The sequence below is a fragment of the Enhydrobacter aerosaccus genome, from assembly GCF_900167455.1.
In the GTDB taxonomy this organism is placed as follows: Bacteria; Pseudomonadota; Alphaproteobacteria; order Reyranellales; family Reyranellaceae; genus Reyranella; species Reyranella aerosaccus.
Map to the genome: position 1 here is coordinate 64,680 of NZ_FUWJ01000007.1, position 16,510 is coordinate 81,189.

16 protein-coding genes and 1 tRNA gene are annotated in these 16,510 nt (G+C 65.9%); 11 read left to right on the forward strand and 6 right to left on the reverse strand.

What is annotated here, in order from left to right:
- Window positions 1-28 precede the first annotated feature (28 nt).
- From B5D62_RS21870 to B5D62_RS21895, 6 genes are all read left to right on the forward strand, one after another.
- Window positions 29-817 (forward strand): 16S rRNA (uracil(1498)-N(3))-methyltransferase, encoded by a 789-nt coding sequence (locus B5D62_RS21870; protein WP_085936079.1) that lies wholly within the window; start codon window positions 29-31, stop codon window positions 815-817.
- Window positions 818-958: 141 nt separating this feature from the next.
- The gene (locus B5D62_RS21875; protein WP_085936080.1) at window positions 959-2,323 is read left to right on the forward strand and encodes a glutamate--cysteine ligase; all 1,365 of its coding nucleotides are present in this window, start codon (window positions 959-961) and stop codon (window positions 2,321-2,323) included.
- A 15-nt stretch (window positions 2,324-2,338) separates the two neighbouring features.
- Window positions 2,339-3,193 (forward strand): VOC family protein, encoded by an 855-nt coding sequence (locus B5D62_RS21880; RefSeq protein WP_085936081.1) that lies wholly within the window; start codon window positions 2,339-2,341, stop codon window positions 3,191-3,193.
- A gap of 14 nt (window positions 3,194-3,207) precedes the next feature.
- Window positions 3,208-3,726 (forward strand): hypothetical protein, encoded by a 519-nt coding sequence (locus tag B5D62_RS21885; RefSeq protein ID WP_085936082.1) that lies wholly within the window; start codon window positions 3,208-3,210, stop codon window positions 3,724-3,726.
- Window positions 3,727-3,744: 18 nt separating this feature from the next.
- Entirely contained in the window at window positions 3,745-4,731 is a 987-nt protein-coding gene (locus tag B5D62_RS21890; RefSeq protein ID WP_085936083.1) for a ketopantoate reductase family protein, read from the forward strand.
- A gap of 77 nt (window positions 4,732-4,808) precedes the next feature.
- The gene (locus B5D62_RS21895; RefSeq protein ID WP_085936084.1) at window positions 4,809-5,231 is read left to right on the forward strand and encodes a (R)-mandelonitrile lyase; all 423 of its coding nucleotides are present in this window, start codon (window positions 4,809-4,811) and stop codon (window positions 5,229-5,231) included.
- Between the two features lie 22 nt (window positions 5,232-5,253).
- Here the strand turns inward: B5D62_RS21895 and tldD are convergent, their stop codons facing one another.
- Window positions 5,254-6,618, reverse strand: a complete 1,365-nt coding sequence (gene tldD / locus B5D62_RS21900; protein ID WP_231714905.1) for a metalloprotease TldD — start codon at window positions 6,616-6,618, stop codon at window positions 5,254-5,256.
- 269 nt (window positions 6,619-6,887) lie between these two features.
- Window positions 6,888-7,859, reverse strand: coding sequence for a zinc-binding dehydrogenase (locus B5D62_RS21905; RefSeq protein WP_085936085.1), 972 nt, complete (start codon window positions 7,857-7,859; stop codon window positions 6,888-6,890).
- Window positions 7,860-8,392: 533 nt separating this feature from the next.
- Here B5D62_RS21905 and B5D62_RS21910 point away from each other — a divergent pair.
- Together B5D62_RS21910 and B5D62_RS21915 are read left to right on the forward strand one after the other, a co-directional pair.
- Window positions 8,393-9,361, forward strand: a complete 969-nt coding sequence (locus tag B5D62_RS21910; protein ID WP_170921066.1) for an ABC transporter substrate-binding protein — start codon at window positions 8,393-8,395, stop codon at window positions 9,359-9,361.
- Window positions 9,362-9,524: 163 nt separating this feature from the next.
- Window positions 9,525-9,794 carry an SNARE-associated domain-containing protein gene (locus tag B5D62_RS21915; protein ID WP_231714909.1) on the forward strand — a complete coding sequence of 90 codons (270 nt, stop codon included), beginning with the start codon at window positions 9,525-9,527 and terminating at the stop codon, window positions 9,792-9,794.
- Between the two features lie 3 nt (window positions 9,795-9,797).
- On the opposite strand, the gene B5D62_RS21920 is transcribed toward B5D62_RS21915, so the two are convergent.
- Both B5D62_RS21920 and B5D62_RS21925 read right to left on the reverse strand, forming a co-directional pair.
- On the reverse strand, window positions 9,798-10,733 hold the full coding sequence (locus B5D62_RS21920) for an LLM class F420-dependent oxidoreductase (RefSeq protein WP_085936087.1): 936 nt from the start codon (window positions 10,731-10,733) through the stop codon (window positions 9,798-9,800).
- A gap of 144 nt (window positions 10,734-10,877) precedes the next feature.
- The gene (locus B5D62_RS21925; RefSeq protein WP_085936088.1) at window positions 10,878-12,419 is read right to left on the reverse strand and encodes an AMP-binding protein; all 1,542 of its coding nucleotides are present in this window, start codon (window positions 12,417-12,419) and stop codon (window positions 10,878-10,880) included.
- A 132-nt stretch (window positions 12,420-12,551) separates the two neighbouring features.
- On the opposite strand from B5D62_RS21925, the gene B5D62_RS21930 reads away from it, so the two are divergent.
- Window positions 12,552-12,638, forward strand: a tRNA-Leu gene (locus B5D62_RS21930).
- 277 nt (window positions 12,639-12,915) lie between these two features.
- On the opposite strand, the gene B5D62_RS21935 is transcribed toward B5D62_RS21930, so the two are convergent.
- Together B5D62_RS21935 and B5D62_RS21945 are read right to left on the reverse strand one after the other, a co-directional pair.
- Window positions 12,916-14,205: a site-specific integrase gene (locus tag B5D62_RS21935; RefSeq protein WP_085936089.1), complete on the reverse strand. Its 1,290-nt coding sequence runs from the start codon at window positions 14,203-14,205 to the stop codon at window positions 12,916-12,918.
- Window positions 14,206-14,803: 598 nt separating this feature from the next.
- On the reverse strand, window positions 14,804-15,022 hold the full coding sequence (locus tag B5D62_RS21945) for a helix-turn-helix domain-containing protein (protein ID WP_085936091.1): 219 nt from the start codon (window positions 15,020-15,022) through the stop codon (window positions 14,804-14,806).
- 199 nt (window positions 15,023-15,221) lie between these two features.
- On the opposite strand from B5D62_RS21945, the gene B5D62_RS21950 reads away from it, so the two are divergent.
- The gene (locus tag B5D62_RS21950) at window positions 15,222-15,488 is read left to right on the forward strand and encodes a DNA -binding domain-containing protein (protein WP_085936092.1); all 267 of its coding nucleotides are present in this window, start codon (window positions 15,222-15,224) and stop codon (window positions 15,486-15,488) included.
- Window positions 15,489-15,696: 208 nt separating this feature from the next.
- Window positions 15,697-16,422, forward strand: coding sequence for a helix-turn-helix transcriptional regulator (locus tag B5D62_RS21955; protein WP_085936093.1), 726 nt, complete (start codon window positions 15,697-15,699; stop codon window positions 16,420-16,422).
- The last annotated feature ends 88 nt before the right edge of the window (window positions 16,423-16,510 follow it).

The following is a 16,510-nucleotide window of genomic DNA, read 5'->3' on the forward strand; positions in this document are numbered from 1 at the left end:
ATCATGGGGGCAAGCAAGCAGGAGTTCCATGAACCTATCGCGCCTGTTCGTCGAGGCGGATCTGTCCGCGGGCGTCGAAGTGTCCCTCAGCGAGACGCAAGCCCACTATCTGCGCCATGTCGTGCGGCGTGAGGAAGGCGCGCGCCTGTCGCTGTTCAACGGCCGCGATGGCGAATGGAGCGCGACCCTGTCGCTGCGTGGCAAGCGGGATGCCGCGGCGCGCGTGGGGGCGTGCCTTCGGGCGCAGGAAGCGGAACCGGACCTGTGGCTGTGTTTCGCGCCCATCAAGCGCGCCCGCATCGACTTCATTGCCGAAAAAGCGACCGAACTCGGCGTTGCCGTCCTGCAGCCGGTCCTGACGCGGCACACCGCCGTCGAGCGGGTCAATGTCGAGCGTCTGCGCGCCAATGCGATCGAGGCGGCCGAACAGACCGAGCGTCTGACGGTGCCCGACGTCCGGGAACCGATCGATCTTGGACGCCTGCTCGATCGCTGGCCGCCAGAACGGCGGCTATTGATGTGCGACGAGACTGGCGGCGGGCCGCCAATCGCCGAGGCTCTGGCCGGTCTCGACGACGCGTCGCGGACTTCGCCATGGGCGATCGTGATCGGACCCGAGGGCGGCTTCGCGCAGTCCGAGCTTGCTGCCCTGCATCGCATGAGCAATGTCACGGCTGTCGGGCTTGGGCCTCGCATCCTGCGCGCCGATACGGCGGCTCTTGCGGCGCTCGCCTGCTGGCAGGCGCTGCTTGGCGACTGGCGCAAGCCGACGCCGCGTTTGGTCAACGATTATCGCACATCTCGGACCGTCACCTGAGCGCTTGCGCTGGCCCCCGGCGATGTGGGAGAGGGGGAGTCGAACATCATGAACCAGCCGCGCTCTCGCGTGAGAATTCCTCATGTGAGTCGCGCACTCCCGCAGGGTCACGCCGCGGGATGACCAGGGAGCAGTCAACGCATGTCCGCACCACCATCGGGCGGCGGCACGCCGATCGAGTCTCGGCGTCAGCTGATCGACTATTTTGCTGCCGGCAACAAGCCGCGCGCGCAATGGCGCATGGGCACGGAGCACGAGAAGTTCGGCTTCGACCTCAGGACGCTGAAGCCTCTGCCCTATGATGGGCCGGTCGGCGTGCGGGCCATGCTCGAGGGCCTGACGCGCTTCGGCTGGGAGCCGGTCACGGAGGGCAACAACCCGATCGCCCTCCAGCGCGGCAAGGCCAGCATCACGCTCGAACCGGGCGGACAGTTCGAGCTGTCGGGCGCGCCGCTTGAGACGATGCACGAGACGGCGGCGGAGACGGCCGAGCATATCGCCGAGGTGAAGGAAGTCGCGGGCGAGATGGGGGCTGGCTATATCGGCCTCGGCTTCGCGCCCGAATGGCGACGCGAGGACATCCACTGGATGCCCAAGGGCCGCTACAAGATCATGCGTGACTATATGCCCAAGAAGGGCAAGCTCGGCCTCGACATGATGCTGCGCACCTGCACGGTGCAGACCAACCTCGACTTCGAGTCCGAGGCCGACATGGTCAAGAAGTTCCGGGTCTCGCTGGCCCTGCAGCCGCTGGCGACCGCCCTGTTCGCGAACTCGCCGTTCCTCGAGGGCAAGGTCTCGGGTTACAAGAGCTATCGCAGCCACATCTGGACCGATACCGATCCCGACCGCTGCGGCATGCTGCCGTTCGTGTTCGAAGACGGGTTCGGCTTCGAGCGCTATGTTGATTACATGCTCGATGTGCCCATGTACTTCGTCTATCGCGACGGCAAGTACATCGATGCCTCGGGCCAGAGCTTCCGCGACTTCATGAAGGGCCGGCTGCCGGCGCGGCCGGGCGAGATCCCGACCGTCAACGATTGGGCCGACCACATCACGACCGCGTTCCCCGAAGTGCGCCTGAAGCGCTATCTCGAGATGCGCGGCGCCGATTCGGGGCCGGTCCCGGCGCTCAACGCCCTGCCGGCGCTGTGGGTCGGGCTGCTCTACGAGCAGACCGCGCTCGACGCGGCCTGGGATCTGGTCAAGGACTGGACCGTCGAGGATCACGATTACTTGCGCAGCCACGCCCCGCGCACCGGCCTGTCGACCAAGTTCCAGGGCCTGCCGCTGTCCGACCTTGCCCGCGACGTGGTCGAGATCGCCCATGCCGGGCTGCGGGCGCGCAAGCGGCTCGATGCCGACGGCAACGACGAGACGATCTACCTCGCGCCGCTCGACCGGGCCGTTGCCAGCGGCCTCGCGCCGGCCGACGAACTGCTGGAGAAATGGCAGGGCGAGTGGGGCGGGTCGTTCGAGCCGCTGTTCCGCGATTACGCCTACTAGGCTATCGTCGCCTTCATGCTCGATCGGTGCGACCGCGTTCAGATTGCCGTCCATGACGCTGCCAAGGCGGCGCGGCGTTACAAGCAACTGCTCGGCAGCGAGATCTCGCGGCGCGAGCACAGCCGCTATCTCGCCGCCAGGCGCACCATCCTGGCGGTCGGCGAGAGCGAATTCGAATTGTGCGAGGCCGACGGCGCCGGCCGTACCCAGGAGTTCCTGGCGCGCCGCGGCGAAGGGCTGATGACGGCCGGCTATTGCACCGCCGACCTCGACGGCATGATGAAGCGGTGGGAAGGGCTCGGTCTGGCCTTCGATCGCGACGACGAGCAGCTCTATCTCGGACCCGACGTGACCTTCGGCCTGCCGATCGTGATCTCGCTCAGCACCTACCGGCCGCGCGTGGGGCCGGTCTCCTTCCTGTACGAGACCACCAACACCTTGAAGAGCGACTGGCGCCGGGCCGCCACCCTCTATGCCGGCCTGTTCGGACTCGATCCATCGCGCTTCAGTGCCATCGGCAGCGAGCGCTTCGGCTATGTCGGCACGCTGACCCTGTTCGATCCGCCCAACCGGCTCGATCGCATCGAGCTCAGCCAAGCCACCGACGAGGTGCAGGCGATGGGCCGCTTCGTGAAGAAGCACGGCGACTCGCTCTATATGTGCTACGTCGAGACGCATGACTGGCCGGCGATTCGGGGCCGTCTGCTCGAGGCCAAGGCGCAGTACACGCCGCGCGGTTCCGATGCCGAGACCGATCCGGACGGCGGCTGGGTGCATCCCAAGGAACTGCACGGCCTGCTGCTCGGCATTTCCCGCACGGGGCTCGCCTGGGAATGGTCGGGCCGGAAGGATCTGGTACCTGCATTATGAAGAGAAGAGCTTTGATGCTTGGCCTTGCGGCGCTGCCCGTTGCCGCAAGAGCCCAGACCGACGAAGGCTGGGAAACCGTGGTCGGTCCCGACTTGCGCTTTCGCCTCGAGATGCCCTCGCCTGTGGCGAGGAGCACGGCTGAAAAGGAGCAAGGCAACGCTGCTCCGCGCCAAGCCTACGAGTCGAAGCGCTCCGACCAGATGTTCGATTTCGACTATGTCGATTACGAGCCGAGCTGGTTCGCCGGTCGCGACACCAAGCAGATCGCCCGCCTGCTGGGCCGCGGCGAGGCCGAGAAGGCATTCCCCACCAACAAGTTCAAGTACGTGCGCGACGAGCCCGTGACCCTGCAGGGTTGGGACGGCTATGCGCTCGACATCGAGGGCGAGGATGGCGGCGTGGTCATGATGCGCACCTATCTCGTGAAGGACCGCCTCTATCGCATGCTGGCGACGGCCCAGGGCGACATGCGGACCCGCAGCGCCGCGCTGCGCTTCATAGACTCGCTGCGGCTGGCCGACACCAAGTCCTAGCGGGCGGAGGCGGGGGCGATGCGGATCTGCGTGTTCGGGGCCGGGGCGATCGGCGGCAATTTCGCGGCGCGTCTGGCCGAGGCCGGCAACGACGTCTCGATCGTGGTCCGTGGCGCGCATCTCGACGCTATCCGCGACAACGGCCTGACGCTGCTCACCGGCGACCGCAAGATCGTGGCGCCCGTGCGCGCCAGCGATCGGCCGGCCGACCTCGGACCGCAGGACGTGGTGCTGGTGACGATGAAGGCATCGGGCCTTGCGGCCCTGGCGGAGAGCGTCGGACCGTTGCTGCGGTCCGATACGCCGGTCGTGTTCGTGCAGAACGGCATCCCCTGGTGGTACGGCCACGGCCTCGCGCCGTCGCGGCCGCCAGCGCCCGACCTGTCGCGGCTCGATCCCGGCGGCGCCCTGGCCAAGGCAGTGGGCCTGGAGCGCACGGTCGGTGCGGTCGTCACCTCGTCCAACCATGTCGTCGAGCCCGGTATCGTGCGCAACATCTCGCCCGACCGCAATACGCTGTGGGTCGGGGAGACCGACGATCGTCCGAGCGAGCGCATCAAGGCCTTGCGCGCGACCTTGAAGGCGGCGGGCATCGCCTCGCCGGAGACGACCGATATCCGCTACGACGTCTGGCATAAGCTGATGGCCAACTTCACAGGCTCGACGCTGTGCCTCCTGCTGCGCCAGCCGACCACGATCCAGAAGACGCCGATGGTGAACCGCCTGGCCCGCCGCGCCCATGCCGAGGCGCTGGCGATCGCGGCCGCCCACGGCGTGCATCTCGACGACAGTCCCGACGTCCGCTACGGCCCGACGCGCGTCTATCCCGACCACCGGCCCTCGATCCTGCAGGACTACGAGCTGGGCCGGCCGATGGAGATCGAGGCGATCGTGCGGGCGCCGCTCGCCTTTGCGCGCAGTGCCGGCCTCGACACGCCGACCCTCGACGCCATCGAATCGCTCTGCGTCAGCCTGGCCGAATCGAAGGGGCTGTACGTCGTCTAGCGGCGCTTCTCGCTCCCGCCCTCCGTTGCTAGACTTCGGCGCTCGACGCCCACAAGAACATCCAGCGAGGAAACGCCATGCATCCGAGGATCATGCGAGCTGCGTCCCGTCCCACCGCCAAGGCTGGCGCGGACAACTTCACCGGCACCGTTCTGCAGGATCAGGTCTTTGCTCCGGAGCAGCCGTCGCGACTGCGCGCCACGCGCGTGACCTTCACGCCCGGCGCCCGGACGAACTGGCACAAGCATGCGGTCGGACAGATCCTCTACGTCCTGTCGGGAGTCGGCCGCTATCAGCTCGAGGGCGAGCCGGTACAGGCGATCCTGCCGGGAGACACCGTCGTCATCCCGCCCAATGCTCGCCATTGGCATGGCGCGGCGCCGGACACGATGATGGTCCATCTCGCCATGTCGGAGACCAACGACAAGGGCGAGGCGACGACCTGGCTGGAGGCCGTCAGCGACACTGATTATTCGAAGGTTCCGGCCAAACTCGATTGACGAACAGAGCCGGCGACCTGCCTCAGCCCGTCGCCGTGCCGCCGACGGTGATGCCGTCGAGACGCAGGGTCGGCTGGCCGACGCCGACCGGGACGCCCTGGCCGTCCTTGCCGCAGGTGCCGATGCCGGGATCGAGCGCCATGTCGTTGCCGACCATGCCGACGCGCGTCAGGGCTTCGGACCCGGCGCCGATCAGGGTCGCGCCCTTAACCGGCTTGGTGATCTTGCCGTCCTCGATCAGGTAGCCCTCGGTGACGCTGAACACGAACTTGCCCGAGACGATGTCGACCTGGCCGCCGCCGAAGTTGGCGCAGTAGAGACCCTTCTTGACGGAGGCGATGATCTCCTTGGGGTCCTTGTCCCCGCCCAGCATGATGGTGTTGGTCATGCGCGGCATCGGTGCATGGGCATGGCTCTGGCGCCGGCCGTTGCCGGTCGGCTTCACACCCATCAGGCGGGCATTCATGCGATCCTGCATCAGCCCGACCAGGCGGCCGTTCTCGATCAGCACGTTGCGCTGCGTCGGGGTGCCCTCGTCGTCGATGGTGAGCGACCCGCGGCGATCCGAGAGCGTGCCGTCATCCACGACCGTCACGCCCGGCGACGCCACCATCTCGCCCATCAGATGGGTGAACATCGAGGTCTTCTTGCGGTGGAAGTCGCCTTCCAGCCCGTGTCCGACCGCCTCGTGCCACAGCACGCCCGACCAGCCCGAGCCCAGCACGACCGGCATCTCGCCCGCCGGCGCCTCGACCGATTGCAGATTGACCAGCGCCTGGCGGATCGCCTCGTCGGCCTCCTTCTTCCAGTGGTCGGGATGGAAGATGTCGCCATAGGCGGCGCGCCGGCCGCTGCCGGTGCTGCCGGCTTCCATGCGGCTGCCGTCGGCGCACACCACGCTCACGTTCAGCCGGACCAGCGGCCGCACGTCGGCGGCGCGCCAGCCGCCGGCGCGGATGATTTCCACGACCTGCCACGAACCGGCCAGCGAGATCGAAACCTGCCGCGCCTTGGGCTCCTTGGCCCGGACATAGGCGTCGATCTCCTGCAGGAGCTTGACCTTCTTCTCGAAGCCCTCGCCATCGATCGGATTGTCGTCGGCATAGAGCAGCCGGTTGGTGCCGCGCGGCGATTCATCCGACTTGCCGGACTTGCCCGAGCGCACCGCCTTCACGGTCTCGACGGCGCGCTTCAGCGCCTTCTCGTCCAGCGCCGAGGCATGGGCGAAGCCCGTGGCCTCGCCGGCGACGGAGCGCAGGCCGAAGCCCTGGGTGGTGTCGTAGGCGGCGCTCTTCAGCTTGCCGTCATCGAAGCTCAGGCTCTCGCTCTGGACATATTCCAGGAACAGCTCGCCGTCGTCGCAGCCCTTGAGCGCCTCGTCGACCATCTTCTCGGTCTTGCGCTGGTCGAGGGCGCCTTTGCCGAAGAACAGGCCATCGGCGGTGGCGAGATTGTTGATGCTCTTTGACATGAGGGTACCTCGGTTCGAGCCCTTGAAGACCTCCCTTTCGCGGAACCCGCGAAGGGGAGGTGTCGCCGTCTTACGGCGACGGAGGGGTCACGGGCCACAACGATCTCGCCGCCTATGACCCCTCCGTCCTCGTAAGACGAGGACACCTCCCCTCGGCGGAGTCCGCCGAGGGGAGGGTGTACCCATCAAACGACCAGGACGATCTTGCCAAAATGGGCATTGGCCTTCATGTGCGCAAGCGCGTCGGCGGCCTGGGCGAGGGGGAAGGTCTTGTCGATCGGCAGGCTGAGCTTGCCGGCCTCGATCGCCGGCCACAGGTCCTTGCGGGCGGCCTGCACGATGGCCCGCACTTCTTCCGGCGAGCGGGTGCGGAAGGTGACGCCGATGTAATCGATGCGCTTCAGCGCATGGAGATCGAAGTTGAACTCGCCCTTCATGCCGCCCAGCCGGCCGACATTGACGATGCGGCCCAGGATAGCCGCGGCCTCCATGTTCTGGTTCATGACGCCGGCCGAGACCTGATCGACGATCAGGTCGACGCCCTTGCCACCGGTGGCCTCCTTGACCTTCTCCGGCCACTTGGGATCGCGCGTGTCCAGGGCGAGATCGCAGCCGAACTCCTTGAGCCGGGCCCGGCGCTGGTCGTTGGTCGAGGTGCCCATGACGACGCTGGCACCCATATGCTTGGCGATCTGCATGCCGAGCAGGCCGACACCGGAACTCGCCCCCTGGATCAGAACCGTTTCGCCGGCCTTGAAGCGGCCGGCGCCGACCAGGGCATTGTGCATGGTCTGAACCGCCACCGGCATGCAGGCGGCCTGCTCCCAGCTCATGTTGTTGGCGGGAACCTTGTGGGCGCGGCCGGCATCGGCGACGGCATACTCGGCGAAGCCACCCGCGACCGAACTCATGACGCGATCGCCCGGCTTGAATTCCGTTACCGCGGCGCCAACCGCCTCGACCTCGCCGGCGCATTCCAGCCCCACGATGGTGCCTGGCCCGCCGACTGCGCCGTGACGATGGCCGGCCGCGACGGCGAGGTCGGCCCGATTGAGGGACGCCGCCTTGACGCGGATCAGCAGTTCGTTGGCCTTCGGCACCGGCTTCGCCACCTCGGCAAGGCCCACTCCTTTTTCCCCGACTACCGCTGCCTTCATGACGACGCTCCTCGATTCATTAAAAATTCTGTGGTGACAGAAACCCGAATCACCGGGTTCCCGTTAAAAAAACGGAAATTTAACGGGCCCGTTCGCCGAAGGGATTTCCCTCATGAGTTTTTCTTGAATGAAGTCCGGTCGGCATATGTGGCTCCGCGCGCTTGTCGTCGGGCACAATAACGCTTCGCGCGGAAACACACGATTCTGGTCACCTACGGCCGACCGCAACGAGGAACGCGGCGCGGCGAGCGCCGACGCCTTTAGACGATCCGGCTCTCGCGGCCTTCCCAGTAACGGTCGCGCAGCAGGCGCTTGTAGAGCTTGCCGGTCCGATGGTGCGAGAGCCCGTATCGATCGTCCTGTCGCCCGTTTTGTGCACTTCGAACATGCTTTTCAAGGCGTGGGCAGCTCGGTCATATTGCCTCAATAAACGACGATCGTTCTGGCAAGGGGAAGGACGACATGGGGGACGCATTCGAAATCGCGCCGGCTGCCGTGGCCGCGCTCTCACCGTCGTGGGTGCATATCGCGCCATGAAGCGGCGTGCCTTCACCGGCCTGCTTGCCAGCGCAGTCGCCTGGCCGTCGGCGAGGCGTGCCCAGGCGAGGAAGGCGGGCCTCAAGGTCGGCTACGTCATCCCCGCGACCAAGACCACTGCAGCCACCGCGGCCTTCACCGACGGCATGCGCTCCGTCTCGCCCGAGTTGCGCGATGTCGAGGACGTGCTGCGCTACACGGGCGGTGACCCGGCAAGGATCGTCCCGACGATCAAGGATCTGATCGAGAGCAAGGTGACGCTTCTGGTTCCCCCCGGACCGGCCCTTCTGCGCGCCGCCAAGGGGATCGCCGGCACGCTTCCCATCGTCACCTACGACTTCGAAACCGATCCGGTGGCCGAAGGGTTCGCCCAGAGCATCGCCCATCCCGGTGGCAACGTGACCGGAATCTTTCTCGACATGCCGACCTTCTCGGGAAAGTGGATGGAGCTGCTGGTCGAGTGTGTGCCGCGCCTGTCGCGCGTCGCCCTGATCTGGGATCCCAGCACCGGCCGCATCCAGATCGATTCGCTGACCGCAATCGCCACTCAATTGGGCTTGCAGTTCGATGTCCTCGAAGTGAGGGAGCGAGCCGACTTCACGGGTGCCTTCGCCGGCGCACGGGATCGCGGCGCCAATGCCGCCATCCTGCTGTCGTCGCCGCTCGCTTACAACAATCTCTCCGAAACCGCCGAGCTCTCGCTTCGGCACAGGTTGCCCACAATCACCCTGTTCTCGCAGTTCGCGCGCGCGGGAGGAATGCTCTCCTATGGCCCCAATCTCGTCGGCGCGGCCCGGCAGGCGGGAGTTCTCGCCGGCAAGGTGCTGATGGGGGCGGCGCCCGGCAATGTGCCGATCGAACGCCCGACCCGGTTCGAGCTGCTGGTGAACATGCGGACGGCCGAGACGTTCGGCATCAAGATTCCAGCGCAGTTGCAAGCGCGCGCCGACGAGGTGATCGAGTAGGCATGGACATTGGTCCACGCCGCGCTGGCGATCCGTTCCGATCCTCGATGGCGTAGCGTCCGCGGCTTCCAGGACAAGGCGGTGCCGAAGGCGGTGATCCGCGAGATCATCGAGGACGCCAAGCGCGCGCCGTCCTCGATGAACAGCCAGCCCTGGCGCGTCCATGTCCTCACCGGCGCGCTGCTTCCTGCTGTGCGATGCTTCGGGCGCCGTGGTCTGGGTCACGATGTTCGGTCTCGGCGGCTATCTGTTCGGCGAATCGATCCTGTACATGTCGGGCTGGATCACACTTTTGTTCGGCGCGGTAACGGCGCTGGCGATGATCGCGGCCTGGCTGTTCATCCGCAGCCGGGAGGAACGCCTGTCCGAGGAGACTGAACGCGCGCTGCCCGGGCCTCTGCGCCCCGATCCCTCGCGAGCCGGGCAGACCTAGCCTTCAGTCCCTGAACTTCGGCAGGATCTCGCTCGCCATCAGCTCGTGCGTCTCAGGATCGTTGCGCCAGGTGCTGTAGATCAGGAGCTGGCTGCCGGCGTCCTTGTACTTGCCGACGAGATCGGCGATCTGGGCCACCGTGCCCCCCACGCCCATGTAGGTTGCGGGAACTTCGAGGCGCTGGCGCTTGGCAGCGAGCGCGGCCTCGTCGCGCGCGATCAGGAAGGCGATCGCGTTCGTGCGCTCGATCTCCTCGTAGTCACACTTCTCCGCCTCGCAGTGGCGCTTCAGGACCTCGAGCTTCTGGCGCACCACGTCCGACGGGCCGAAGAGATTGCACGCGTTGGCGTGCCGGGCCACGGCGCGCAAGGTGAGCTGCTCGCCGCTGCCGCCGATCAAGATCGGAGGATAGGGCTTCTGCACCGGCTTGGGTTCGAGGATCGCATCCTCGCAATGGAACCAATTGCCGTGAAAGGTCGCGCGCTTCTCGGTCCACATCGCGCGGATCAGCTTGATGGCCTCTTCCATCTGGGCGATGCGGGTCGCGGGCTTGGGCGGATATTCCCAGCCATATTGCCTGTACTCCGCCTCGAACCAGCCGGCGCCGATGCCGAAGGTGAGGCGGCCGCGGCTGATCTGATCGACGCCAGCCGCGATCTTCGCCAGATGCGCGGGATTGCGGTAGTGCACGGACGTGACCAGCGGCGCGAGACGAATGCGCTTGGTCACGGCCGCCAGCGCCGCGAGCATCGTCCAGCTTTCCATGAACGGCTCTTCCGGCGGCCCGGCCATGCCGATCTGGATCAGATGGTCCATCACCGAGAACCAGGTGAAACCCCGTTCTTCAGCCCACTGCGCACGCGCCTTCGTGCCTTCGAAGATCTCGGCCGGATCGCCGGCGCCATAGCGCCAGGACGGATGGTGGATGCCGAACTTCATGCGACGCTCCTTTTCGATCCACGCGTGAAAAGCCCTTTCGCGGGCGCGCTGTTCCGGGAGGCTACAGCGCGGCCGCGGTATCACGAGCGAATGACCGTGTGACAAAACGAGGGGCGAGGCCGACTCCGACGACGGGCGGGTCTCCTACATGATCTTGCTCTCACGCCCCTGCCAATAGCGGTCGCGCAGCAGGCGCTTGTAGAGCTTGCCGGTGGGATGGCGCGGCAGCTCGGGCTCGAAGTCGATGCTGCGGGGGCACTTGATGGCCGAGAGCTGCTGCTTGCAATAGGCGATCAGCTCCTCGGCCAGCGCTGGTCCGGCATCGGCCCAGTGGCGCGGCTGCACCACCGCCTTCACCTCCTCGCCGAAGTCGGGATTGGGCACGCCGAACACGGCGCAATCCATCACCTTGGGATGGTTGATGAGCAGGTTCTCGCACTCCTGCGGGTAGATGTTCACGCCGCCGGAAATGATCATGAAGGCCTTGCGGTCGGTCAGATGCAGGAAGCCGTCGGCATCGACGTAGCCGACGTCGCCCAGCGTGCTCCAGCCCTTCGGGTGGCGCGACTCGGCGGTCTTCGTGGCGTCATTGTGATACTCGAACGGCCGGCCCTCGGCGAAGTAGATCGTGCCGGGCTGACCTTGGGGCAACTCGTTGCCCTCGTCGTCGCAGATCTTGAGCTTGCCGATGATGGCGCGGCCGACCGTGCCCTTGTGCGCCAGCCATTCCGCCGAGTTGCAGAGGGTGAGGCCGTTGCCCTCGGTGCCGGCGTAGTATTCCCACAGGATCGGGCCCCACCAGTCGATCATCTGCTCCTTCACCGGGATCGGGCAGGGGGCAGCGGCGTGGATGGCGCATTTCAGCGACGAGACGTCGTACTTGCGCCGCACCTCCTCCGGCAGCTTGAGGAAGCGCACGAACATGGTCGGCACCACCTGCGTGTGCGTGGCGCGATATTTCTCGACCAGCCGCAGATACTCCTCGGCGTCGAAGTGCTCCATGATGATCACGGTGCCGCCCAGCCGCATGACGCTCATGTTGAAGCGCAGCGGCGCCGCGTGATAGAGCGGCGCCGGCGACAGATAGACCGTGTTCTCGTCGATGCCGTAGAGCTTGCTGGTGATCTGCAGCAGGGGATTATCGGCGTCGATCGGCTGAGGCTCGACCACCGGCAGCACGCCCTTGGGCCGCCCGGTGGTGCCGGACGAATAGAGCATGTCGTGGCCCGCGGTCTCGTCGGCGATGCGCGTCGCGGGCTGGGCGGCCACGGCGTCTTCCCACGACTCGTATCCCGGGATCACGCCATCGACCATGTAGCGGCGGGCAACCCCCTTCAGCAGGGGCGCCAGCTCGGCGGCCCGGTCGGAGAGATAGCGCGAGGTGACGAAGAGTTTCGCCCCGCAATCGGCGACGATGTACTCGACCTCGGGCGCCGTCAGCCGCGAGCTGATGGCGGTGTAGATCAGGCCCGAGCGCTGGGCGCCCCAGCAGATCTCGAAGAAGCGCGGATGGTTCTCCAGGAACAGCGCGATGTGGTCGCCCGGCCGGAGGCCGGCGGCGCGGAAGAGCTGGGCGATACGGTTGGACTGGTCGTCGAGCTGCCGGTAAGTGACGGTCTCGCCGGTGGCGGCCATGACATAGGCCGGCTTGTCGGGATGCTTCTGGGCGTGGATATACGGATGCACTTGGACTCTTTCCTCCGGACTACGCTCTTGACTCGGGCGTCTGTGACGGCGGCCATATGACCGGAGAGGTCGGGTCATCGCAAGCATTGACCCGGTTCCGCCCTTCGGCTTTATTCCGGTCGCACCGAGCGTGCCCCCGTGGCGGAATTGGTAGACGCGCCTGACTCAAAATCAGGTTTCCTCACGGAAGTGTTGGTTCGAGTCCGACCGGGGGCACCAGGGCTAGAATGCAAGCGGGCCAGCATTTAAGCGCACTGGCCCGGCGATCCACAGGGGGAGAACGAACAGGGGATTTTGTTGCACGTCCAGTCGCACGTCGCCCAAACGTGCAACACGGTTTGTTCTCAGGCTCTCGGCCGGCGCGATCCGGTCGTGCGGTTGAGGCATCAAGGCGACACCTTCACCGGGATCTGCCAACGGGGAGGAAACGGCCGAGGCTGCCGCACCACCAGGCGCAGTAGGCGAGGCGACCCGACCACATGGGGCTTCGGGATGATCATGCCTTCGCTCCCTTCGCCTCGTGGTCCAGCCGCAGCTGCAGCGCGGCGGCGGCTTGGTCGGCGGTGCGCGCGCGGTAGTGCTTCAGGATGTCCTCGATCTCGTCGGCCGAGTGGCCGGTAATGCCGCGTATCAGCTCGGCCGGCACGCCGGCGTCGAAATTAAACGTCACGCAAGTGTGCCGCAGCGTCCGGATGGTCAGCTTCTCGGTGGGCACGGCGAGCGGATCGCCGGCGACCAGGCCGACATAATACCGCGTGGGGAAGCTGGGATGCGTCGCGGCCAGCTGCTCGCGCAGATCGTTGAAGGCGTCGCGGAAGTGGCTGGCGCCGCGCCAGGGCACGCCGGCGCGATCGGTGAAGAAGCGGGCCGCGCGCACGGCGGACGCCGCCTGGCGCGCCCGGGCCGCCGCCACGCGCGCCACCAGCTCGGGCACCTGGTCCCAGGGGATGACGTTGGGCACGCCGGTCTTGCTCTGCTGGAAGGCGAGCAAGGGCCGGTCGAAGAAGTCGGCTGGCCAGTCCAGCCAGTCCTGCCGGCGCACGCCCAGCCAGGACATGAACACCATGGCGTCGCCCAGACTGGGCTGGCCTTGGCCGTCGGCCAGCTCGATGAAGGCGCGCACCGCCTCGCGCGGCCACGGCAGCGGGTTGCTGGAGGGCAACGAAAGGTTCAGCGAGGCCAGCGGGTTCTCGTGCTTGGGCACGATGCCGGGGTGATCCACGTCCTCGTAGATCAGGCGCACCTGATTGAAGAAGGCGCGCGCCGTGCGATAGAGCGCATGGGCGCCGGATTTGCCGCCGGCGATCGCGCGCTGCATGAGCCAGGTGCGCGCCGCACCAGGCGACAGGCGGCGCCATTGCGTCTCGCCGAACTGCTCGACCAGCAGCCCGAGGTAGGTCGTGTATTCCTTCTGTGTCTTGGCCGACAGCTCGCCGAACATCGGATGCGCGCGGAAGTCGGCGACCATGGCGCCGATCGTGCCGGGCGGATAGAGCTTGCCCTTCTGCTTCTTGCGCGCCGGCGCCTCGACCACGCGGCCGAGCTTGTCGATGCGCCAGGGCCCGTAGCCGTCCTCGCCGTTGCGCCAGCGGCGGTAGATGTCGGCGACGGCCGCGCACGCTTGAGCGGCCTCCAGGTCGTCGCGGATCGGCCGCTCGAAACGATCGTGCAGCCGCACGGTCGCCCAACCGTGCCGGCGATCGGCCTGGCGCGGCGCGAAGTAATGGCGACGGGTGCCGTCGTCATTGGTGAAGGATTGGAGATAGGGCACGCCGATCTTGCTCATGCTGCCGACCTCTCTTCCGCGGGAAGGGTGGCGCAGAGCGAGACGCCTGGTCAACTCAACCAACTGGTGCATAGGAGTTCCGGCGCCCCCGTGAAATGGGCTTGTGATCGCGGGCGTCGGATGGCGGCTTCTGAAAGGGATTCTGGCCTGCCTCGGCGAGCCAAGCGGCGACGGCCCCGGCCGACCACAAGCCACGCTCGAAGGGATGGGGAAAGCCCTTGCCGTAGAGCCTCTTGCGCACACGATCGCGGTCAAACCAACCCGGCGGCTTATTGAACAGCCGGGTGATGTCGCCAGAGGTCAAAGGTGCAGAGCACGTACTCTGTATGGGAGCATAGGCATTCATAAGTGAATAGCGACCCTGCGGTCGCATCCTCGAAAGGAGATGACTGCTTGTGAGCCACGAGTGACCGTAGTCGGGTTTTCGTGCTCACTAAACGGCCTGCTTCTACGCAGAACCGCGCCGTTGTCCGCCAGAGCTACCGATCGCTCCATGGCAAGGCCCTGCATCAAATGGCCTTCCTGACTTGGCGGGTTGATCGTACGCCTTAGGCGACTGCTCGGCGCTGTCTGGTGTTGATTGCCTGGAGAGGACCCATCAACGACGTTTGGGCGGTCGCAAGAGATCGAGATGGCTGACGCCCAGCGCGTTGGCGATTTCGTAAACCGTGACGACCGTCGGGTTCCGATTCCCCTGTTCGAGGCCGCTGATGTATTGCTGGCTGAAGCCGCAAATCTCCACCAGTTCCTCTTGGGTCAGGCCCTTTCTCAGCCTGATGCGTCGAACATTCCGCCCCACCAACTTGCGCATGTCCATGCGCCGAAGTCAGCGGTATACAAACTATAAAGTTTATCAACTATATTATGTATCGCGTGGTTTGCGTGGAGAAGAAGTGGCGTAGTTCACCACCACTTCTATCCACATCGGCCCGACGCATGTCACTGGCCTCTCGACTCTTACTCCGTAAATTGAAGTCCAGGGCGCTTGGCGAACATCAGCAGGAGGGCAGAGCGCAATGGTGGCTCAGCGTCACAATCAACCCATTGCCGACGACGTCCCTTGGTCAGACTCGATCACCGCCTACGATGAGGCGCATCTGGTCGTTTACCTCCGTCTGTTGGACGCGACCGCCGACGGCGCAAGCAAGAACGAAATGGCCGAGGTCATCCTTGGCATCGATCCGGCCAAGGAGCCCCAGCGGGCCGAGCGCGTCGTCGACAGCCACCTGCGCCGGGCCCGCTGGATGAGCCGCGTTGGTTACCGCCATCTCCTGCGTGGCTGAGCCGGCCAACGTGTCTGACCTCAATTAGCCCGACATGTAGCTGTAAAATGCGGCCGCCGAGCGTGCGCTTTCCGTCGGAATGCCTGCATTCGGCAAGAGTCTTACCGTCGCGGCTGCATGGCACGAATGCAGCCTCACGTTGTCACTGGCAAGAGCGTGCTGGCATGCCTGAAAAGGTCGCTGGGTCTCGCGTCATTGGGGCCAAGCGATGCACCGGGTCTTCCAGACCTTCATCGACCGGCTGTCGGATAGCGTCGATCGCGCTGACTTGCAGTCTGCCTTGGCCGATGCGGCAGCGGCATTCGGCCTGCACTGCTTCGCGTACTTGTCCTTGCCGCCCCGGCCCGATGACAAGCCGCTCCTCATATCCACCTATCCAGCCGAGTGGACGACGCACTATCTGCAAAGCCGCTACGAACGGTTCGATCCCGTGATCCTTCAGGCCCAGCATGACACCGAGCCGTTTGAATGGGGCCTCGGCGCCGGGACCATGATTCTCTCTAAGCGGCAACAGCAGTTCTTTGACGAAGCGGCCCAGTTCGACATCCGCTCCGGCTTCACCATCCCCATTCACGATGGACGTGGCCCGGTGGCGGCGATCACCTTCGCCGCCCACGAGCGCCATCCGGCGTTCAGCCGCGGCGTCGAGCGACACGGGGAAGTTCTGCAATTCATGGCGCTCCACTACCACGCCCAGGTGCGTCAGAAGTTGTCCGGCGATCGCATCATCGCCGGCGTGGCGCTCTCGCCGCGCGAGTTCGATTGCCTGCGCTGGGCCGCTTTGGGAAAGTCCGCCGGAGACACTGCGGACATCCTGGGCATCAAGCGCCGCACGACGGTATTCCACCTCGAGAATGCCAAGCAGAAGCTTGGCGTCCGCACCATCTCCCAAGCCATCGCGCGCTACTCGGCCTCGACGCGCACCACGCCCTGATACGACTGGCGAGCTGTCAACCCTGTTCAGGTGTACAGGGTGCGCGGGCCCAATTTTGACCCTTTCATTGTTGCTGCCTGTTCATCCA

What these genes read in the sequence shown, in the direction of transcription:
- B5D62_RS21915 (WP_231714909.1), top strand. Translation starts at nt 9,525, where the DNA reads ATGTCCTCACCGGCGCGCTGCTTCCTGCTGTGCGATGCTTCGGGCGCC.
- B5D62_RS21950 (WP_085936092.1), top strand. Translation starts at nt 15,222, where the DNA reads ATGGTGGCTCAGCGTCACAATCAACCCATTGCCGACGACGTCCCTTGG.
- B5D62_RS21895 (WP_085936084.1), top strand. Translation starts at nt 4,809, where the DNA reads ATGCATCCGAGGATCATGCGAGCTGCGTCCCGTCCCACCGCCAAGGCT.
- B5D62_RS21890 (WP_085936083.1), top strand. Translation starts at nt 3,745, where the DNA reads ATGCGGATCTGCGTGTTCGGGGCCGGGGCGATCGGCGGCAATTTCGCG.
- B5D62_RS21905 (WP_085936085.1), bottom strand. Translation starts at nt 7,859, where the DNA reads ATGAAGGCAGCGGTAGTCGGGGAAAAAGGAGTGGGCCTTGCCGAGGTG.
- tldD (WP_231714905.1), bottom strand. Translation starts at nt 6,618, where the DNA reads ATGGTCGACGAGGCGCTCAAGGGCTGCGACGACGGCGAGCTGTTCCTG.
- B5D62_RS21955 (WP_085936093.1), top strand. Translation starts at nt 15,697, where the DNA reads ATGCACCGGGTCTTCCAGACCTTCATCGACCGGCTGTCGGATAGCGTC.
- B5D62_RS21945 (WP_085936091.1), bottom strand. Translation starts at nt 15,022, where the DNA reads ATGGACATGCGCAAGTTGGTGGGGCGGAATGTTCGACGCATCAGGCTG.
- B5D62_RS21910 (WP_170921066.1), top strand. Translation starts at nt 8,393, where the DNA reads ATGAAGCGGCGTGCCTTCACCGGCCTGCTTGCCAGCGCAGTCGCCTGG.
- B5D62_RS21880 (WP_085936081.1), top strand. Translation starts at nt 2,339, where the DNA reads ATGCTCGATCGGTGCGACCGCGTTCAGATTGCCGTCCATGACGCTGCC.
- B5D62_RS21920 (WP_085936087.1), bottom strand. Translation starts at nt 10,733, where the DNA reads ATGAAGTTCGGCATCCACCATCCGTCCTGGCGCTATGGCGCCGGCGAT.
- B5D62_RS21885 (WP_085936082.1), top strand. Translation starts at nt 3,208, where the DNA reads ATGCTTGGCCTTGCGGCGCTGCCCGTTGCCGCAAGAGCCCAGACCGAC.
- B5D62_RS21870 (WP_085936079.1), top strand. Translation starts at nt 29, where the DNA reads ATGAACCTATCGCGCCTGTTCGTCGAGGCGGATCTGTCCGCGGGCGTC.
- B5D62_RS21875 (WP_085936080.1), top strand. Translation starts at nt 959, where the DNA reads ATGTCCGCACCACCATCGGGCGGCGGCACGCCGATCGAGTCTCGGCGT.
- B5D62_RS21935 (WP_085936089.1), bottom strand. Translation starts at nt 14,205, where the DNA reads ATGAGCAAGATCGGCGTGCCCTATCTCCAATCCTTCACCAATGACGAC.